Below are 17,775 nucleotides of genomic sequence, written 5' to 3'. Positions count from 1 at the left end.
GTTGCTAGGCCCTGGTCCCTAGTTCCTTGGTCGTTGTCGCTGAATATTTATAGGTAATAAATTACTTATTTACTTGTTTTATATTGTTAGGTGCAAAAAGCTGCCTTCCAGGAACCAGGAACCAGGAACCAGGAACCAGGAACCAGGAACCAGGAACCAGGAACCAGGAACCTAAAAATAAAAACCGCAGCCTAAGCCACGGTCTTTGTTGTCTATTTTTACGCTTCAGGTGTAGCGGTCGCTATCTACACCAAATTCGCTTTTTCTTCGATTAATTTATCGACTACGCTTGGGTCAGCAAGAGTAGAAGTATCCCCTAGGTTGCCGGTATCGCCAGTGGCAATTTTACGTAGGATTCGACGCATAATTTTGCCTGAGCGAGTTTTCGGTAGAGAATCTGTCCAGTGCAGTACATCTGGCGTGGCGATTGGGCCAATTTCTTTGCGTACCCAGTCTTTAACTTCTTTATGCAGCTCCGCTGATGGGAATTCACCATCATTAAGCGTGATATAAGCATAAATCGCCTGACCTTTAATATCATGCGGAATACCGACAATCGCTGCCTCGGCAATTTTATCAAATGCCACTAGAGCCGATTCAATCTCTGCGGTACCCATGCGGTGACCTGATACGTTTAGCACGTCATCGACACGGCCTGTGATCCAGTAATAACCATCTTCATCACGTCGTGCACCATCACCTGTGGTGTACACGCCTTTAAAGGTTGAGAAGTAGGTTTGCTCAAAGCGGTCGTGGTCACCATAAATAGTGCGCATTTGTCCCGGCCAAGAGTCAGTGATCACTAAGTTACCTTCATTAGCGCCTTCCAGTGTGCCACCTTCATTATCAAACAGTGCTGGTTGCACGCCGAAGAATGGGCGGGTCGCTGAACCTGATTTCAGTTCAGTTGCCCCTGGAAGTGGGGTGATCAAAATGCCGCCGGTTTCAGTTTGCCACCAAGTATCAACAATTGGGCAACGCTCATCACCGATGGTTTTGTAGTACCACTCCCAAGCTTCAGGGTTAATTGGTTCACCCACCGAGCCCATAATACGTAAGCTGGAGCGAGTGGTGCCTTTAATCGCTTCATCGCCTTTTGCCATGAGTGCACGAATCGCCGTTGGCGCGGTATATAAAATGCTGACCTGATGTTTATCAACCACTTCACTCATACGGCTGGTATCTGGGTAGTTTGGCACGCCTTCAAATAAGATGGTTTTTGCGCCGTTAGAGAGTGGACCATATACAAGGTAAGTGTGGCCAGTGATCCAGCCGACATCGGCGGTACACCAGAATACGTCATTTGGTTGGTAATCGAACACATATTTGAATGTCATGGTGGCATACACTAGGTAGCCGCCAGTAGTATGAAGTACGCCTTTTGGTTTGCCGGTTGAACCTGAAGTGTAAAGAATAAATAGCGGATCTTCGGCATTCATTGGTTCAGGGGCGCATTCTGGTGAGGCTTGTTCAGTTGCTTCATGCCACCAAATATCACGCTCAGCGTTCCATTCAACATTGCCACCAGTGCGCTGGAAAACTACCACGCTACTGATATTGGTTTCTGGGTTTTGCAAAGCTTGGTCTACGTTTGCTTTAAGTGGTACAGCGCGTCCACCGCGCACCCCTTCATCGGCTGTGATCACAACTTTTGCGTTGGAATCAATAATACGACCGGCCAGTGCATCAGGAGAGAAACCGCCAAAGACGACAGTGTGGATAGCACCGATACGAGTACACGCCAGCATAGCGACGGCGGCTTCTGGCACCATTGGCATGTAAAGACAAACCACGTCGCCTTTTTTCACGCCCTGTGCTTTTAATACATTGGAGAAGCGACACACTTTTTCATGCAATTGGTTAAAGGTAATTTGCGCATCATCGTTTGGATCATCACCTTCCCAAATAATCGCCACTTCATCACCACGTTCTGCAAGGTGGCGGTCAATACAGTTAGCTGAGACGTTAAGCTGGCCATCTTCAAACCATTTGATGCTGATGTTGCCAGGTTCAAAAGACGTGTTTTTAACCTGAGTAAAAGGTTTGATCCAATCAACAATCTTGCCATGTTTGGCCCAGAAGCCTTGTGGGTCATTGACCGATTCTTGGTACATCGATAGGTAGGTGTCATTATCGGCGTGAGTTTGCTGCAAGATGTTTTCTTTAACTGGATGAATATGAACTTCACTCATTGGGCTCTCCTTGCTTGAGTCGGACTCAATACTTAATCTGTAGGGATTCGTCTTTTTTGTTTTATCTTACTTTCCGCCTATGAGGTGTTTTCTACAATTAGACTTTAGGCTTAGATGTTGTTAATAAAGGTTTTTTAGCTCCAATTATCGGGTGAAATGAGAACTAGATCGGATGTTTTTAACCTTTTCGATAGGCAAGGCTGGGGTTTGGCATGCTGCCGTAAGTAAGCCGAACATAAATCAATGCCGCGGTAATTGCATCTTGTAGCGCATCATGGCGTTGTTGAATCGGCAGTTCTAAATGTCGACAAATCGCCTCTAAACTTAAATCGCAATAAGCGTTGGGCAGTAGACGTTCTAGTTGTTGATGATAAAGGTGGCTAACTTCAATTAATGGATTGGGTAGCGGAAAGCCAAAGTGCTTTTTATAAGCGCGATCGAGTATCGTTTTGTCGTAACGGATGTGATATCCCACTAATGGACGATTACCGATAAACGCCAGTAACTTCTCTAATCCTTCAGCTTCTGAGTAGCCTTCCGCTAAATCATTGTGACGAATATGATGAATTTTCACTGAGTTGGAGCATAAAGATTGCGGTGCTTTCAGCTTGATATGAAACGGCTCACTAGTAATGATTTTATTGTTGATGATTTTGGTGGCGGCAATGGTGACCAATTCCGCTTGTTGTGGATTTAAGCTGGTGGTTTCGCAATCTAGAGACACAAACTCGCCTTTGGGGATCATGCCAAATAACGGTTGATACGGGGAACCTTTGAGGCGATAAAACCAATATAAACGCTGCAGAGTGTTCATACGCTTACTCCCTAATTTGATAATGATAGCCAAGCCATTGCTTGAATTTTTTGACTACATGTAGGCTATGACGTAGTAGATCGCGCTCACTACGGTTGAGGCTTTGAACATCCAATTGATTGTGACTATGTTGGCAGGTTAGCTGCTGCGACAGTCGCCATTTAATAAACAGTTTGAGCGCTTCCGATAAATTATCAGCGGTTAAGCTTTCTAGAATATTTTGTTTTTGCAGTTGTTCAATTCGCTCAAAAGTATTGCTGGCGAGAATTTGATGCTCTAGTGCCAAAGTGCGAATGCCGTGTACGATAGGGAAAATCCCACCTTGTTTAATATCAATGCCTTGTTTGCTTTGTTTCACTTGACCAAAAAAGGTTAATGGCACCGCAAAGCCTAGCGCCGGACGAGCGAATTCCATTAAGCCAAGCCCATTATTGTGCATTAAGGTGTGTAGCTGTTGTTTCAGCGGTCCGAGTAGGCTTTTATTGCCGGCAATGGCTTGAGCATCAGAAAAAATCGCCAGCTTCATTACCGAAGATGATGAACTTTCTTTGGCCCATTGTTGTAAGCATTTTTTCCAATCAAGTTGGCTTTTGACCCATTCTGGGTTGTTGACCATCACTTTACCTGGGCAAGGTGGATAACCAAGCCGTTGCAAAGTCTCACTGAAACTGTCCATCAAAGGGCCAAATTGATGCCAATGCAGACCATCTTTAGTGATCAGCGCATTGTCTTGATCGGTTTTGAGAATTTGTTCGCCACGTCCTTCCGAGCCTAGTACCAATAAGCAGCAATGATCATGTAAATGTGCTGGCACGATAAGTTCAAAAGCTTTCTCTATGATCTGTTCATTGACCGCAGAAATAAGCTCCATAATAAATCGAGTACGAATACCGTTATGTTGCAGGGTGTGTACTAATTCCCGTTGTCGGCTGGCTGCATCGATCAGTTCTTCTAGATTATTGGCGTTAGCAATTCTCAAGGTTAATACGTGTGAATGGGTCGAAAACGCGCTCAACACTTGGGTGAGATTAAGCATGCCGACAATTTGTTGCCCTTGAGTCACCGCAAGGCGTTTGCACTTGTAACGGGTCATCATGATCATGGCATCAAATAAATAATCACCTTCTGGCACATGCAGAACCGGAGAATTCGCCACTTGTTGCGCAGGGTAATCAAGCGGCTGCTGATCTAGAGCAATCGCGTGCAATAAATCGGTGCGAGTAATAATGCCAAACGGCAATTGTGAATCGGTATGTTGCTGATTAGCATGTTGTTGATTGGTATGTCGGTGAGTGGGAAGGGCAATTAACGCCGCATCACTACCATGTTGCTGCATCTGTTCAGAGGCTTGTTTTAAATTGGCATCTTCTTTAAGTATTAGCGCTGGGGTGTAGATAGCCGAATCGACTTTGGTCAGAATAAATTCTGCTAGATTTTGTTGGTTATGCGCTTGCTCAATTCGTTGTTGGCGAGCGGATAAGTTGTTATCAAAATAAGCGGCAAAGTCTTCATTTTCTTCATATAAGGCTAAGAAAATACGTCGAGGAAGTAGGTAGGTAAGTGTATCTTCTAGTGCGGTATAACGATGCTTTATGCTGCCATCAAGTAGCGATCGCACATCAAACATGTCTTCATGGCCGTAGTGAGCAAACACTTCTCGACCATCATCACTGGTTTCTTCTACCGCACCTTTAATTAATACATACAGGTTTTCATCGCATTTTCCCGGAGTGAGTATGGTGTCGGAGTGGCGAAAATAAGCCACATCAAGATTCGAGCGCAGCTGTGCCTGTTGCTGTTCTGACAAGCGATCAAAAGGTGCTAATGTCATATTAAATTTATCAGGCATGGCAACCACACTCATACTCATACAAAAATGGGAGATTTCAGTGTGGCTATTTTGTAGGTGTTTCGCTAGACGACTTTGGTCTATATAGCTTAACTAGAGCGTTGTTAACTTTGTATTTTTAGCATTACTAGAATAGTCACTCCGCGGGATTACAGGCATAATGACGCCTGATTTTTGTTTTTCAACAAACCCTTGGATGGAATCATGCTCAAGCCCGCGCCTTTTGGTTGGATATCGCAATACTTTTTCGGTTTCTTTTTTGTTTACGGCGTGTACTTGCCTTTTTGGGGGTTATGGCTTTCACAACAAGGCGTTTCTTCAGCGGATATTGGCCTGTTAATTGGGCTTGGTTTTGCTACTCGCTGTGTGACCAATTTATTGCTTACCCCAAGGCTGCATAAAGTCGAGTACTTATTACCGGCTCTGCGCATACTGACGTTTATCTCGTTAATTTTCTGTAGTTTGCACGTATTAACCGGCGGCAATTTCTGGTGGTTGGCGTTAACGACGGTCGGTTTTAATGCCAGCTTTGGCCCCGGTATGCCGTTGTCCGATGCAGTTGCTAACTATTACAGTAAATTGAAAGTGATTGATTATGGCCGTAGTCGTTTATGGGGCTCGGTGTCCTTTATCGTCGGTTCAACCTTGGTGGGTTATTTAGCCAATGGTTTCGGCACGGATATGATTGTCTATACGGCGATGGCGGGTTTATTGGTGGCCACGCTGCTTTCTCTGCGTAATCCAACTCAACTGCCGGTGACTCAAGCCGCCGAGCAGCACCAAGAACGACCAAAACTTATTGGGCTAGTCAAGCAATGGCCTGTCGTGAAATTCCTTTGCTTAATTGCGCTGATCCAAGGTTCTCACGCCGCCTACTACAGTTTTAGCGCCATTCATTGGAAGGAAGTAGGGATTTCCGAATCGGTGATTGGCTATTTGTGGAGTTTTTCGGTGGTTTCCGAAGTGTTGTTATTTGCGTTTAGCGCGCGATTATTCGGAGGTTGGTCACTGCGTGCTATGTTTTTGGTGGCTTCTGTCGCGGCAATTGCCCGTTGGAGTGGTCTTGCACTTACCCATGATATTTGGCTGTTGGCAGGCTTACAGACGTTGCATGGTTTGACTTTTGCGCTGACTCATTTTGCTACGATTCGCTATATCCAGCAGGCCGATGATCGTCATATGGTGCCATTGCAAGGTTTGTATAATGCGATTCCGTTAGGTGCGTTTGTTGCCTTGATGACGGCGTTAAGTGGCTGGGGCTACCAAGCATGGGGCGCCGGCGTTTTTTGGGTAATGGCGGCAATGGGCGTACTCGCTCTGCTGGTTAAATTAGATGATCCGCAAAGCTTAAAATCATCCGCTTGATTTGATGAGAATTTATAATCCAGTAATTTCGCACTGAGCCCACAAATTAGGCGCAAATCGATTGAGGGGAAAGGCTCGCCATAGCACAATCAAATCAATATACATGGATGGTAGATTGAGGCGATATGCAAGGATGGATAGTGATCCCAGTATCACTGGCGTATTTAGGGATACTGTTTTTAATTGCCTGGTATGGCGATAGGCAAAAAAGTTGGTTATTTCGTTGGCGACCGTGGATCTATAGTTTATCTATTGCGGTCTATTGTACCTCTTGGACCTTCTACGGTACGGTCGGTCAAGCCAGTGCTGATATGTGGTCTTTCTTACCGATTTATCTCGCCCCCATTGTGGTTTTTACTTTGGGGTGGCGCATTCTCGCGCGTTTAGTTCTGATCACCAAGCGTGAACATATCACCTCGATTGCTGATTTTATCGCGGCGCGTTATGGCAAATCTCAAGGTCTAGCCATTACCGTCACCTTAATTGCGGTGATTGGTATTTTGCCTTATATCGCGTTGCAATTACGTGGTATTACCATGGGGTTGGAGTTAGTTGCGCCTAATTTAATGCAGCAACTTGGCTATCAAGATATGCAAGTCTCGTGGTTTGTGGTCGGCGTGTTGGCGGTGTTTACCATGTTGTTTGGTACTCGCCATATCGACAACACCGAGCATCATCGCGGCATTATGATGGCGGTGGCGTTTGAATCGGTAGTCAAACTATTTGCCTTTTTAGTGGTTGGCGTATTTGTGGTGTATTTGATTTATCAAACGCCGGATATCAGTTTAAACCAGCTATCACAACAGTATTACCAAGCGCCTAATATTCCTACTTTAGTGATTCACATGCTGCTGACTATGGCGGCGATCATTTGTTTGCCGCGTCAGTTCCACACCACCATAGTAGAAAACGACCAAGCGCGTGATTTGCATGTCGCAAGACGTGTTTTTCCGATCTATTTAGTACTGATGGGCTTGTTTGTATTGCCTGTTGCCTGGGCTGGTCAATATTTACTGGGCGGTTCAAGCGCCGATGCTTATGTGATTAACCTGCCGTTGTCGTTTGGCGCCGATACTATTGCTTTGCTGGCTTATTTAGGCGGTACTTCAGCGGCCAGTGGCATGGTGATTGTCTCGACTATTGCGCTTACGATTATGGTGTCTAATGACCTAGTTTGGCCGATGTTACTGCGTCGAATGAAGTTATCTAAAGCCAAACCAAGGCAAATTTCTGGACTATTACTCAATGTGCGGCGTGCTTTGATTGCTCTGTTATTAACAGGGGCATGGGGCTTTTACCAAATACTCGATCGCGTGCCTTCACTCGCGGTGATTGGCTTATTGTCTTTCGCGGCCATCGCGCAATTTGCTCCCGCATTACTTGGCGGTTTGTATTGGCGCAAGGGTAATCGTAAAGGTGTGTATGTTGGGTTAATTCTCGGTTTTGTAGTGTGGCTAGCCACCTTAATGCTGCAAACTAATATGTTGGCGGGCAGCGAAGATACCAACTTTTTAGTCTGGTTCCTGACACCTCCTGAATGGTTACAAAGCTTGAATTTACAGTCTTCCGATTGGGGGATGGCGTTGAGCCTTGTGGTAAACAGCTTAGCTTACGTTTTTGTTTCCTTAGTGACACGTTCGAGTTTAAGTGAGCGCCTGCAAGCTGCTTCGTTTGTCGGCACGCCATTTCCAGAAAGTGAAGATGTCAGCTTGTATCAAAGTAGAGTCAGTGTGGCTGAGCTAGAAATGCTGGCTTCCCGTTTTGTTGGCCGTAAGCGAGCGCGTAATGCGTTCCAACTTTTTTGGTCACAACAACCAGAAACGCTACCACCTCAACAACAAGCTTCTGCCCCATTGATTCGTCATACCGAGCGAGTACTGGCTGGGGTATTTGGTGCCTCTTCGGCGCGTTTAGTGCTGACTTCAGCGCTGCAAGGTCGTAATATGCAGCTCGAAGAAGTGGCGGCAATAGTCGATGAAGCCTCTGAGCTGTATGACTTTAGCCGAGGTTTATTGCAAGGGGCGATTGAACACGTTAGCCAAGGCATTGCAGTCGTTGATAAACAGCTGCGGCTGGTGGCTTGGAATCAACGTTATTTAGAATTATTCGACTTTCCTCCGGGCTTAATTCAGGTAGGGCGACCGATTGCCGATATTATTCGTCATAATGCCCAGCAAGGCTTATGTGGGCCGGGCGATCCGGAAATACATGTTCGCCGTCGGGTTGAGCATTTGGAGCGCGGCACCCAACATACCTCTTCTCGAATCCGTGAAGATGGCCAAGTAATTGAAGTGCAAGGTAACCCAATGCCTGGTGGCGGCTTTGTCATGAGTTTTTCTGATATCACCGCTTTCCGCCGCGCCGAGCAAGCATTAAAAGAAGCCAATGAAACTTTGGAAGACCGAGTACAAGAGCGTACCTACGAATTAGAAAAGTTAAACACTAAACTGGTGAGTGCAACTCGAGATGCGCAGCAAGCCTCTCAATCGAAAAGCCGACTATTGGCCGCGGTTAGCCATGACTTAATGCAACCGCTCAATGCTGCACGTTTGTTTGCTTCATCGCTCAACGAAACCGCTAGTGATGATAATACCAAGCAGTTTTCTGCCCATATCGAAAGTGCTTTAGGGGCAGCCGAAGATTTAATTGGCGATCTACTGGATATTTCTCGCTTAGAGTCAGGCAAAGTGCCGACCGATATTCGCTGTTTTGAATTGCGAGAAGTGCTAGACAAATTGGATGCAGAATTTAGCGTATTAGCGGCAGAGCAAAATGTTGAATTTGAGCGAGTGCCAACGCAACTGATTGTCGAGTCCGATCCTAAATTACTCCGCCGAGTACTGCAAAACTTGCTCACTAATGCGTTTCGTTATAGTCAGCAAGAAGGTCGTCGAGGCAAAGTACTGCTTGGTGTGCGACGTATGCAGGATGATATTCGCATTGAAGTGTGGGACAACGGCATTGGCATTCCACTGGAAAAGCAGGGTGAAATTTTCGATGAATTTACCCGAGTCGATGAAAACCGCGCCGATCAAGGGCTGGGGCTAGGTTTGGCCATCGCTCGCGGGATCACTCGATTGCTTGGGCATCATTTAGATCTGCGCTCATGGCCACAACAAGGCACGGTATTTTCTGTGAGCTTGAAGCGCTGTCATCAGTTACCAGTAGAACCCGTGAAAGCCAAAGTTATCGAGCATGCACCGCTAGCTAATATCAAAGTACTGTGTGTCGATAATGAGCCGGATATCTTGTTAGGCATGAAAACCTTACTTGAACGTTGGGGTTGTGAAGTCCGTACCGCGCTCGATCTCAAACAAAGCATCAGTGCGTTAGAACACGACTGGAACCCAGAAGTAGTATTTTCTGACTACCACTTAGATAATGGCCGCACCGGTTTAGAAGTGTTAGATGCATTGAGAGAACAAATAGGTGATAGCTTTGTCGGGGTTGTGATCAGCGCCGATCGCTCAGAAGAAGTGAACCAAGCCATTAAAGCGGGTGGTTTCCAATTTTTAACTAAGCCAGTTAAACCGTTGAAGTTAAGAGCAGTATTGAATCGGTTGTAGTGAATACCCTCGCAAAACTTTTTGCGAGGGTATTTTAACTCGGGTTAGAACTCTGTCTTAACCCATTCTGTTATCTGATCTTGGTCGTCAGTGAGGCCAATGTAGCGCCATTTATCAAAGGTAATACATGGGTGGGAAGTAGAGAGCACCAGTACATCCCCCACTTCTAATGGGCAATCAGTGTCCACTTGCATGAACATATGCTGATCCATTACCGCCGTTGTTGTGATGTTCGAGGTATCAACGGAGAGCAATTGGCCGTCGCGATAAGCTCGTTCAAGCATTGGCAAATCAGCATCAAATGCCACATCGCGTTTACCTACATTGACGATGACTTTATTTGGTTCTGGGCGAGATTGTACATAAGCCCATACTTCAATAGCCGACACCAGATCGCCAGGTAGGGCTTCGGTTAAGACTTCAGAGCGACGTAAGCGTTCACGGACCAGATTTTGGGCAGTTTGATAGATACCACGGTCATGAGATATGTAGCAACCAGGGCGAATGATTTTAGTAAATGAATCCGGGATACAGGCCATCATCTCAGTGACTAGATCGTAAAATGCAGAGCCTGCGCCAGTTAAAATTGGCTGCTTAGTATCAAATAGTGTTTGTTGCTGGAACTCTAGGGCTAATTGTGACACTTCGAGTAAAAAGTCCCGGATTTCTTGTTCTTCATTTTCTCCATGAATCACACCTTCGTAGAATTCGATGCCTTGTAGAGAAAGGGAATCAGTGTTTTTGATGAAGGTGGCTAGTTCCATTGCTTGTTCTGCTGTTCGGACTCCGCAACGGCCGCCTTCGACTCCAAATTCAATCAATACATTAAGAGTGCTTTTCTTATCTGCAAAAAAATCGGCCAGCGCTTGAGCATTTTTTAATGAATCAACACAGACATAAAGTTGGCAGTCGCTTTGTGTGATGAGTTGATGAGCCAGTTCAAAATTTGATTTACCGATTAATTGATTGGCTAAAATGACATTTCTCGCACCGCATTGATAGGCAACAAAGGCTTGTTGAATGGTTGCCATGGTCATCCCCCATGCTCCCGCAGCGAGTTGCTTGCTGATGATGGCTGGCGTTAAGCTGGTTTTACCATGAGGTGCTAGCTGAACATTAAAGAGCTCCGCGAAGTGTTTCATCCAGGCAATGTTATTGTCGACTGCACTCATTTTTAAGGTTGCACAAGGTAAGCTAACTTCTTCATTTATCAAGTTATAGCGACCACTGTTTTGTTGGATCGCAGGCATACCTTTTTGGGTTTTTAAAAATTCACTATGATTGTTATTTTCATTTTTGTGGTGCATTATTTTATTTCCTATTATTCCAATCATTGGTTAAGCTGTTGTATTTAAGGTTTTAATTTTTGTTTTTTCATTTTTTCTGTTTGAAATTTTCATAAATTGTTTTGGTTAATGAGTTTTATCTCACAGAATTAGACTTAAAGTAAAGGGATACTGATCCCATAATTTGGAACTCAATATGAATATTGAAATAGATATTGTTTCGCGCATAAATGAAGTTTATCCGGAATTAAAAGGTACGGAGAAAAAAGTCGCTAATGCCATTATTGATGACTTGGAGTTTGCTTCTAGTGCGAGCATTACTGAGTTAGCGGCTCAAGCGGAAGTCAGTGAAGCATCGGTGACTCGATTTAGTAAAACACTAGGCTGTCGAAATATTCGTGAGCTGAAGATGAAGATCGCAAAATCATTAGCGATTGGTCAGCGCTTTATTTATGAAAAGCCGGATGAAAGTGGCATCGGCGGTATTTATGAAAGTGCCAAAAACATGATTCATAAAAATCGCAACGCCATTTCGGATGACGTGTTAAATCAAGTTTGTGACGTGATCATTGGCTCAAGGCAAGTGTTAAGTGTGGGGATGGGCGGTGGCTCAACCATCATGGCACAAGAGCTGCAATATCGATTATTTCGTTTGGGTTTTGTGGTTACTGCTTATAACGATGGCCTGTTAAGCCGAATGGTAGCATCGACCATAGATAAGAATGATGTATTTGTTGTGATGTCGGTATCAGGGTTTACTCGAGAGGTCACAGAAGCGGCGAGTATTGCGAAACAGTACGGAGCAAAGGTGATAGCGATTACCAACCCTGATTCGGAATTAGCTGAGATTAGTGATTTTACGTTACCCATTTTAACTGAAGAAACGGATTACATTTATAAGCCATCAGCTTCTCGTTACGCCATGATGGTAGCAATCGATATTTTAGCTTATCGGTTAGCTGTGATTCAAAAGCAAAGATCAAGAGACAAGTTAAGGCGAATCAAAATTAACCTTGATAATCATCGATCAGGAGGGGATCGCCAACCTCTAGGTGATTAGAAAATAAGAGCATTGGAATGACGACGTATTTAATCAAGAATGTATCGATTGTAGATGGCACTTCAAAGCCAAGGTTTTTTTCTGATATTGAAATTGTTGAAGATAAAATTACGCGAGTTGGTCAAGATTTACAAAATGAAAACGCGGTACTCATTGATGGGGACGGTTTAACAGCAGCACCAGGTTTTATTGATGTGCATACCCATGATGATACCAATGTGATTCGTGAGCCTGAGTGTGAGCCTAAAATCACTCAAGGTATTACCACGGTTATTGTTGGCAATTGTGGCATTAGTGCCACCCCTGCAATGTTGCAAGATGTGCCGCCAGATCCAATGAATTTATTGGGGAATAAAGAAGATTTTAAATACCCAACTTTTCAAGATTATGCTCAAGCGGTTGAACAAGCACAGCCTGCGGTAAATGTGGCTGCGTTAGTTGGTCACACAACATTACGCAATAATGTGATGGATGATTTATATCGTCCGGCTAACCCACAAGAAATTGCAGGAATGCGCGAACAACTTAAGCAAGCTTTAAAAGAAGGGGCATTGGGTTTAAGTACTGGACTCGCTTACGCTTCCGCATTTGATTCTTCTTCGGATGAGGTGGAGCAACTGGCTGCTGAATTAACAAACCAGAGCGCGATTTATACTACTCACATGCGCTCGGAGTTTGAACCCATTCTTGATGCAATGGAAGAGGCTTTTAAAGTGGGGCGTATTAATAAAGTTCCCGTTGTGATTTCACATTTAAAATGTGCAGGCGCGGGTAACTGGGGTAGAACAACCGAAACATTGCAATTGCTTGATGAGACATCGAAAGAGCAAACCGTAGGTTGTGATTGCTACCCTTATTCAGCGAGCTCTTCGACTTTAGATTTAAAGCAAGTTACCGATGAGTTTGAGATTTTTATTACTTGGTCAGAATCTTGTCCAGAACATGCTCAAAAAACATTGCAGCAAATCGCGGATGAAACGAACCAAACATTGTTAGAAGCAGCAAAAATGCTACAGCCAGCTGGTGCGGTTTATCACAATATGTGCGCTGAAGACGTTGAGCGAGTTCTACAATCTAAACATTCGGTTATTGGTTCAGATGGTTTACCTAATGATCCACATCCACACCCTCGTTTATGGGGCGCTTTCCCTCGAGTATTAGGTTTTTACTCAAGAGAAAAGCAATTATTTTCTTTAGAAGAAGCGGTTCATAAAATGACGGGTAAATCTGCACAACGCTTTAATTTATTAAATCGAGGTGTCATTAAAGCTGGAGCATTTGCTGATATTGTTTTATTTGATGCTAATACAATTAAAGATGTGGCAACTTTTTCTGAACCTAAAAGAAAAGCAGAAGGTATTTATAGTGTTTTTGTTAATGGTGGCTTAGCTTACCAAAACAAAAATATTCAATCACAGCGTTACGGACAATTTATTCGTCGCGCTTCATTTTAAAAACACAATAAAGGTAATTGTTATGTCAATTAAACGTTTTGGCCCAGAAGGTAAATCAGGAACAGGTGGTCAACACTTACCATTCTCTAACGCAGTAGAAGCCGGTGGTTGGTTATATGTTTCAGGTCAAACGCCAATGACAGATGGCGAAGTGGTTGAAGGTGGCATTATTGAGCAATCTAAACTGGCGATCGATAACTGTTTAGCCATTATGCATAATGCAGGTTATAACAAAGAAGATATTGTTCATATGAAAGTGGTATTAACAGACTCTCGTTATTTCCAATCTTTTAACAAAGTATTTAAAGAATATTTTGCTGAACACCCACCTGCACGTATTTGTATGGTGGCTGATCTTGTCGTTGATGTGAAAGTTGAAGTTGATTTGACTTGTTATAAAGCACAATAATTTTATAAATCCAAATGGTTTTATAACGCCAAAGGTTCAATTTAGATGAATGGCTTTATAATTCTCAATTATTAAATTTAAATAATAAAATCAAGGCTCATGCTGTGAGCCTTTAGTTTTCTGCACCCTGAAGTTTTTATCTAAATAAAATAAAAATATAACGTCATTAGCGTGAAATATAAAATAAGGGATTAATATGCATAGTACACTGTTTCTTTCTGGGTTTGGCTTATATGTGGTTTTTTGTATTTGGTTGGGCTGGTTTGTCTCTCGAAAACAAAAAACAGGCGAGGATTTTTTACTTGGTGGTCGAGGGTTACCGTTATTCTTGGTATTAGGTACAACTGTTGCAACTATGGTAGGCACCGGTTCTAGTATGGGGGCGGTAGGCTTTGGTTACTCTAATGGTTGGGCTGGTGCTCTATATGGAGTGGGTGGTGCAATCGGTATTTTGTTACTAGCCTTTATTTTTGCTCCAGTGCGTAAACTTAAGTTTATGACAATGAGTGAAGAGCTTTCTTATTATGTTGGTGGTAATAAGTTAGTTAAAAATATTGTAGGTGTATTGATCTTTATTGCCTCTATTGGCTGGCTTGGTGCACATATTTTAGGTGGTGGTCTATATTTAGCTTGGATTGCGGATATTGATTTAAATACGGCAAAAATTTTAATTGCAGTAGCATTTGCGATTTATGTTGTGATCGGTGGTTATACCGCAGTTGTTTGGACTGATACCATCCAAGCATTAATTTTATTTTTTGGTTTTATTTTGATGGCAGTATTTGCCGTTGATCATATTGGTGGTCTTGAGAACCTTTATAATGGTATGGACTCGGCTTCTGTGAGTTTCTTGGCTATTGATAAGTTAGGTCTACTTCCTGCGTTATCCCTTGCATTTGTTGTTGCTGTCGGTGTGTTGGCAACGCCATCTTATCGCCAGCGTATATACTCAGGTAAAGATGTGTCTACGGTTAAAAAATCCTTCATCTTATCTGGTGGATTATATTTATTGTTTTCAATTGTTCCTGCCATTATTGGTATGGCGGCACATGTGATTAACCCTGATCTAGAAAACAGTAACTTTGCTTTCCCATTTTTAGCAGCAACGGTTTTACCGGCAGGTATTGCACTGATTGTTTTGATTGCAGGTCTATCAGCAACCATGTCGAGTGCAAGTTCTGATGCGATTGCTGGTGTATCAATTTTATTATGTGATGTTTGGAGCATGGTGACAGGTAAAGTCCCACCAAAAGATAAAGCAGTTAAGTACTCTCGTTTTGCTCTGATTGCGGTAATCGGTATTGCTTTGCTGTTTGCTTTAACATCGAATGACATTATCAGCTATATCACTAAGATGATTGCGACTGTAATGTCGGGTATGTGTGTGGTTGGCCTTCTAGGTAAATTTTGGAAACGTTATAACTGGCAGGGTGCGTTAGCGACATTATTGTGTGCATCGGTAGGTTCAATTTCTGTAATGCTACATGCTGACTGGAATACTTACTGGGGGAACCCATCAATTCCTTCTGTGATTGCAGCTTTGATTGGTGGTGTGATTGTGACGTTACTAACGCCGGCAAATACGGTTTCTGATGAAGAAGCGTTGGCGATTATTAACGAACAGCGCCGAGCAATGGAGTCAGACTCAACAACTGAGGCTGAGTTATCGACTAAACAAGCGTAACGATATTATTTAGGCCACACATACCCTTCAAGTACGAAAGGTATAGTCGTGGCCTTTTAAGGTTATTATATGAGTCAAATTGAATATTTAATCATTGATTGGGGTACCACCAATTTCCGCGCTTTTGCGATAGACGGCTCTGGCCAGTGCATCGATAAAATAGAACGCAAGATGGGTTTATTGAGTGTGGCTGATGGCCAATTCTCTCATGTTCTTGCTGATACTTTATCTAATTGGTTAACTGACTATCAGCAACATCCTATCTTTATGGCTGGAATGGTAGGCTCAGCTAATGGTTGGCTTGATGCAGGGTATGTAGAAACTCAGGCGTCTATCTTATCACTGGCTGCAAAAATTCATCACTTTGCACTTCCTTGGGGAGCGCCTGCTTATATTGTTCCTGGGGTGAGTCATCTCGAACCACCGGGAATTACCGATGTAATGCGAGGTGAAGAAGTTCAGGTTTTAGGTCTGCAAGGTCTATGTGCGAATGGTGACTTTTGCGCGCTATTGCCGGGTACTCATAGTAAGCACGTCGCTGTTACTCAAAAACACATCAGTCAATTTTCAACCTATATGACAGGTGAGGTTTTTTCTTTACTCGTTAATCATTCGATTTTAGGCAAAGGCTTGCCTGAGCAGGTAGAAGATAGAGAAACCTTTGAAAGAGGTGTTTTTCAAGCTCAGCAAGATCGCTCTTTATTAACTCAACTATTTTCTGCGCGTACTAACTTGTTGTTTAAGAATATTTCTCCTTCTCATGTACATAGCTTTGTTTCTGGGCTACTTATCGGCCATGAGTTATCACAAGTAAAAGAGCGTGTTTATATCGTTGGGGGCGAAGCGTTGGCGAAGCGTTACTTAAGTGCTTGTCAATTATTAGGCATTGATGCGCAAATATTCGATGGAGATAGCTGTTTTATCTCAGGTATTCAAATGATAAAGGAAAGTATTAATGAAACAGTTTGATTTATCTAAGCACTTACCCTTAATTGCTATCTTAAGAGGCATTGAGCCTAATGACATTATCCGTATAGCGACCCTGTTGAAAGATCAAGGTTTTACTATGATTGAGGTGCCGCTAAATAGCCCTGATGCATTGGAAAGTATTCGACGCTTAGTTGAGCATTTTGATCTTAATGAAATGATGGTTGGAGCGGGAACGGTAACTACCGAAGAGCAAGCACGAGCTGTGGTAGCCACTGGTGCTAACTTAGTGGTTACGCCTAACATGAATGCTGATGTTATCAAAATCGGTCGAGCAGCGGGTTGTGCGGTATTCCCCGGTGTTGTTACGCCAACCGAGGCCTTTAATGCCTTAGCCGCTGGTGCAACAGGTTTAAAATTATTCCCAGTTTCAGCCTTAGGTTTGGATGGCTTTAAAGCATTACTATCTGTTTTACCTAAAGAAACACCTTGTATGCCAGTTGGTGGGATTGATGCGACAGAAGAAAGTATGCGCCCATTTATGGAAGCAGGTGCGGTTGGATTTGGTTTGGGCTCGGCACTTTATAAACCGACGATGTCCGATGAAGAAATCGTCGTGAAAGCGAAAGATTTTGTGTCGGTATTTAAAGGCTCGCTATAAATAATATCTAATGTTGGAAATGCAATGAAAAATTTCAATATTGCAGTCATTGGCGAATGTATGATTGAACTGCAAAAATCAGGCGAATTCCTAACGCAAAAATTTGGTGGTGATACGCTTAATACTGCGTTGTATCTTGCTCGCCTAACCAAACATACTGCTATTAAAACAAGCTACATTACCGCACTTGGTCGTGAAGGCTTTAGCCAAAACATGATTGATAGCTGGTCAAAAGAAGCGATTGATACTCAACACATCCTTCGTTTTGAAAACAAGCAACCAGGTATGTATTACATCGAAACCGATGACACTGGTGAGCGTAGCTTCTACTACTGGCGTAATGATGCCGCTGCGAAATATATGTTTGATCAAGCGGAAAGCGCTCAACTGATCGAAACATTATCAACCTTCGATGCGGTTTATTTAAGTGGTATCACATTAGCTATTTTGACTGAGCAAGGTCGTGAGCAGTTATTCACACTACTTGGTAAATTGAAAGCCAATGGCA

Annotated in this window: 13 protein-coding genes; 9 read left to right on the top strand and 4 right to left on the bottom strand. The window is 43.4% G+C overall.

The features are described from left to right. Positions 1-245: 245 nt before the first annotated feature. From acs to K358_RS0102515, 3 genes are all read right to left on the bottom strand, one after another. Positions 246-2,192: an acetate--CoA ligase gene (gene acs, locus K358_RS0102525; protein ID WP_027695348.1), complete on the bottom strand. Its 1,947-nt coding sequence runs from the start codon at positions 2,190-2,192 to the stop codon at positions 246-248. A 178-nt stretch (positions 2,193-2,370) separates the two neighbouring features. Continuing rightward, positions 2,371-3,006 carry a 3'-5' exonuclease gene (locus K358_RS0102520; RefSeq protein ID WP_027695347.1) on the bottom strand — a complete coding sequence of 212 codons (636 nt, stop codon included), beginning with the start codon at positions 3,004-3,006 and terminating at the stop codon, positions 2,371-2,373. 4 nt (positions 3,007-3,010) lie between these two features. Next, positions 3,011-4,855, bottom strand: a complete 1,845-nt coding sequence (locus K358_RS0102515; protein WP_027695346.1) for a DUF294 nucleotidyltransferase-like domain-containing protein — start codon at positions 4,853-4,855, stop codon at positions 3,011-3,013. A 204-nt stretch (positions 4,856-5,059) separates the two neighbouring features. Between K358_RS0102515 and K358_RS0102510 the strand changes: the two genes are divergently transcribed. Together K358_RS0102510 and K358_RS0102505 are read left to right on the top strand one after the other, a co-directional pair. Further along, the gene (locus tag K358_RS0102510) at positions 5,060-6,220 is read left to right on the top strand and encodes a 3-phenylpropionate MFS transporter (protein WP_027695345.1); all 1,161 of its coding nucleotides are present in this window, start codon (positions 5,060-5,062) and stop codon (positions 6,218-6,220) included. Between the two features lie 125 nt (positions 6,221-6,345). Beyond that, positions 6,346-9,786 (top strand): hybrid sensor histidine kinase/response regulator, encoded by a 3,441-nt coding sequence (locus K358_RS0102505; RefSeq protein ID WP_027695344.1) that lies wholly within the window; start codon positions 6,346-6,348, stop codon positions 9,784-9,786. A gap of 44 nt (positions 9,787-9,830) precedes the next feature. Here the strand turns inward: K358_RS0102505 and K358_RS0102500 are convergent, their stop codons facing one another. Further along, positions 9,831-11,093: an amino acid deaminase gene (locus tag K358_RS0102500; protein ID WP_051241147.1), complete on the bottom strand. Its 1,263-nt coding sequence runs from the start codon at positions 11,091-11,093 to the stop codon at positions 9,831-9,833. Positions 11,094-11,268: 175 nt separating this feature from the next. Between K358_RS0102500 and K358_RS0102495 the strand changes: the two genes are divergently transcribed. The 7 genes from K358_RS0102495 to K358_RS0102465 all read left to right on the top strand — a co-directional run. Next, positions 11,269-12,132, top strand: a complete 864-nt coding sequence (locus K358_RS0102495) for a MurR/RpiR family transcriptional regulator (protein ID WP_027695342.1) — start codon at positions 11,269-11,271, stop codon at positions 12,130-12,132. Positions 12,133-12,149: 17 nt separating this feature from the next. Beyond that, on the top strand, positions 12,150-13,586 hold the full coding sequence (locus K358_RS0102490; RefSeq protein ID WP_027695341.1) for an N-acyl-D-amino-acid deacylase family protein: 1,437 nt from the start codon (positions 12,150-12,152) through the stop codon (positions 13,584-13,586). A gap of 22 nt (positions 13,587-13,608) precedes the next feature. Then, on the top strand, positions 13,609-13,995 hold the full coding sequence (locus K358_RS0102485; RefSeq protein WP_027695340.1) for a RidA family protein: 387 nt from the start codon (positions 13,609-13,611) through the stop codon (positions 13,993-13,995). Between the two features lie 196 nt (positions 13,996-14,191). Further along, entirely contained in the window at positions 14,192-15,679 is a 1,488-nt protein-coding gene (locus tag K358_RS0102480) for a sodium:solute symporter family protein (protein ID WP_027695339.1), read from the top strand. A gap of 69 nt (positions 15,680-15,748) precedes the next feature. Next, entirely contained in the window at positions 15,749-16,648 is a 900-nt protein-coding gene (locus K358_RS0102475; RefSeq protein WP_027695338.1) for a 2-dehydro-3-deoxygalactonokinase, read from the top strand. After that, positions 16,635-17,267 carry a 2-dehydro-3-deoxy-6-phosphogalactonate aldolase gene (locus K358_RS0102470; RefSeq protein ID WP_027695337.1) on the top strand — a complete coding sequence of 211 codons (633 nt, stop codon included), beginning with the start codon at positions 16,635-16,637 and terminating at the stop codon, positions 17,265-17,267. The genes K358_RS0102475 and K358_RS0102470 overlap by 14 nt, the downstream gene beginning before the upstream one ends. A gap of 24 nt (positions 17,268-17,291) precedes the next feature. Further along, on the top strand, positions 17,292-17,775 hold a 484-nt coding region (locus K358_RS0102465), incomplete at its 3' end, for a PfkB family carbohydrate kinase (protein ID WP_027695336.1).

The sequence above is a fragment of the Vibrio litoralis DSM 17657 genome (genome assembly GCF_000426765.1).
In the GTDB taxonomy this organism is placed as follows: Bacteria; Pseudomonadota; Gammaproteobacteria; order Enterobacterales; family Vibrionaceae; genus Vibrio; species Vibrio litoralis.
This window is presented reverse-complemented; position numbering and strand designations above follow the sequence as displayed.

Bases quoted from the DNA above. Each gene is read 5' to 3' on its own strand.
- acs (WP_027695348.1), bottom strand. From the start codon at position 2,192: ATGAGTGAAGTTCATATTCATCCAGTTAAAGAAAACATCTTGCAGCAA.
- K358_RS0102520 (WP_027695347.1), bottom strand. From the start codon at position 3,006: ATGAACACTCTGCAGCGTTTATATTGGTTTTATCGCCTCAAAGGTTCC.
- K358_RS0102515 (WP_027695346.1), bottom strand. From the start codon at position 4,855: ATGCCTGATAAATTTAATATGACATTAGCACCTTTTGATCGCTTGTCA.
- K358_RS0102510 (WP_027695345.1), top strand. From the start codon at position 5,060: ATGCTCAAGCCCGCGCCTTTTGGTTGGATATCGCAATACTTTTTCGGT.
- K358_RS0102505 (WP_027695344.1), top strand. From the start codon at position 6,346: ATGCAAGGATGGATAGTGATCCCAGTATCACTGGCGTATTTAGGGATA.
- K358_RS0102500 (WP_051241147.1), bottom strand. From the start codon at position 11,093: ATGCACCACAAAAATGAAAATAACAATCATAGTGAATTTTTAAAAACC.
- K358_RS0102495 (WP_027695342.1), top strand. From the start codon at position 11,269: ATGAATATTGAAATAGATATTGTTTCGCGCATAAATGAAGTTTATCCG.
- K358_RS0102490 (WP_027695341.1), top strand. From the start codon at position 12,150: ATGACGACGTATTTAATCAAGAATGTATCGATTGTAGATGGCACTTCA.
- K358_RS0102485 (WP_027695340.1), top strand. From the start codon at position 13,609: ATGTCAATTAAACGTTTTGGCCCAGAAGGTAAATCAGGAACAGGTGGT.
- K358_RS0102480 (WP_027695339.1), top strand. From the start codon at position 14,192: ATGCATAGTACACTGTTTCTTTCTGGGTTTGGCTTATATGTGGTTTTT.
- K358_RS0102475 (WP_027695338.1), top strand. From the start codon at position 15,749: ATGAGTCAAATTGAATATTTAATCATTGATTGGGGTACCACCAATTTC.
- K358_RS0102470 (WP_027695337.1), top strand. From the start codon at position 16,635: ATGAAACAGTTTGATTTATCTAAGCACTTACCCTTAATTGCTATCTTA.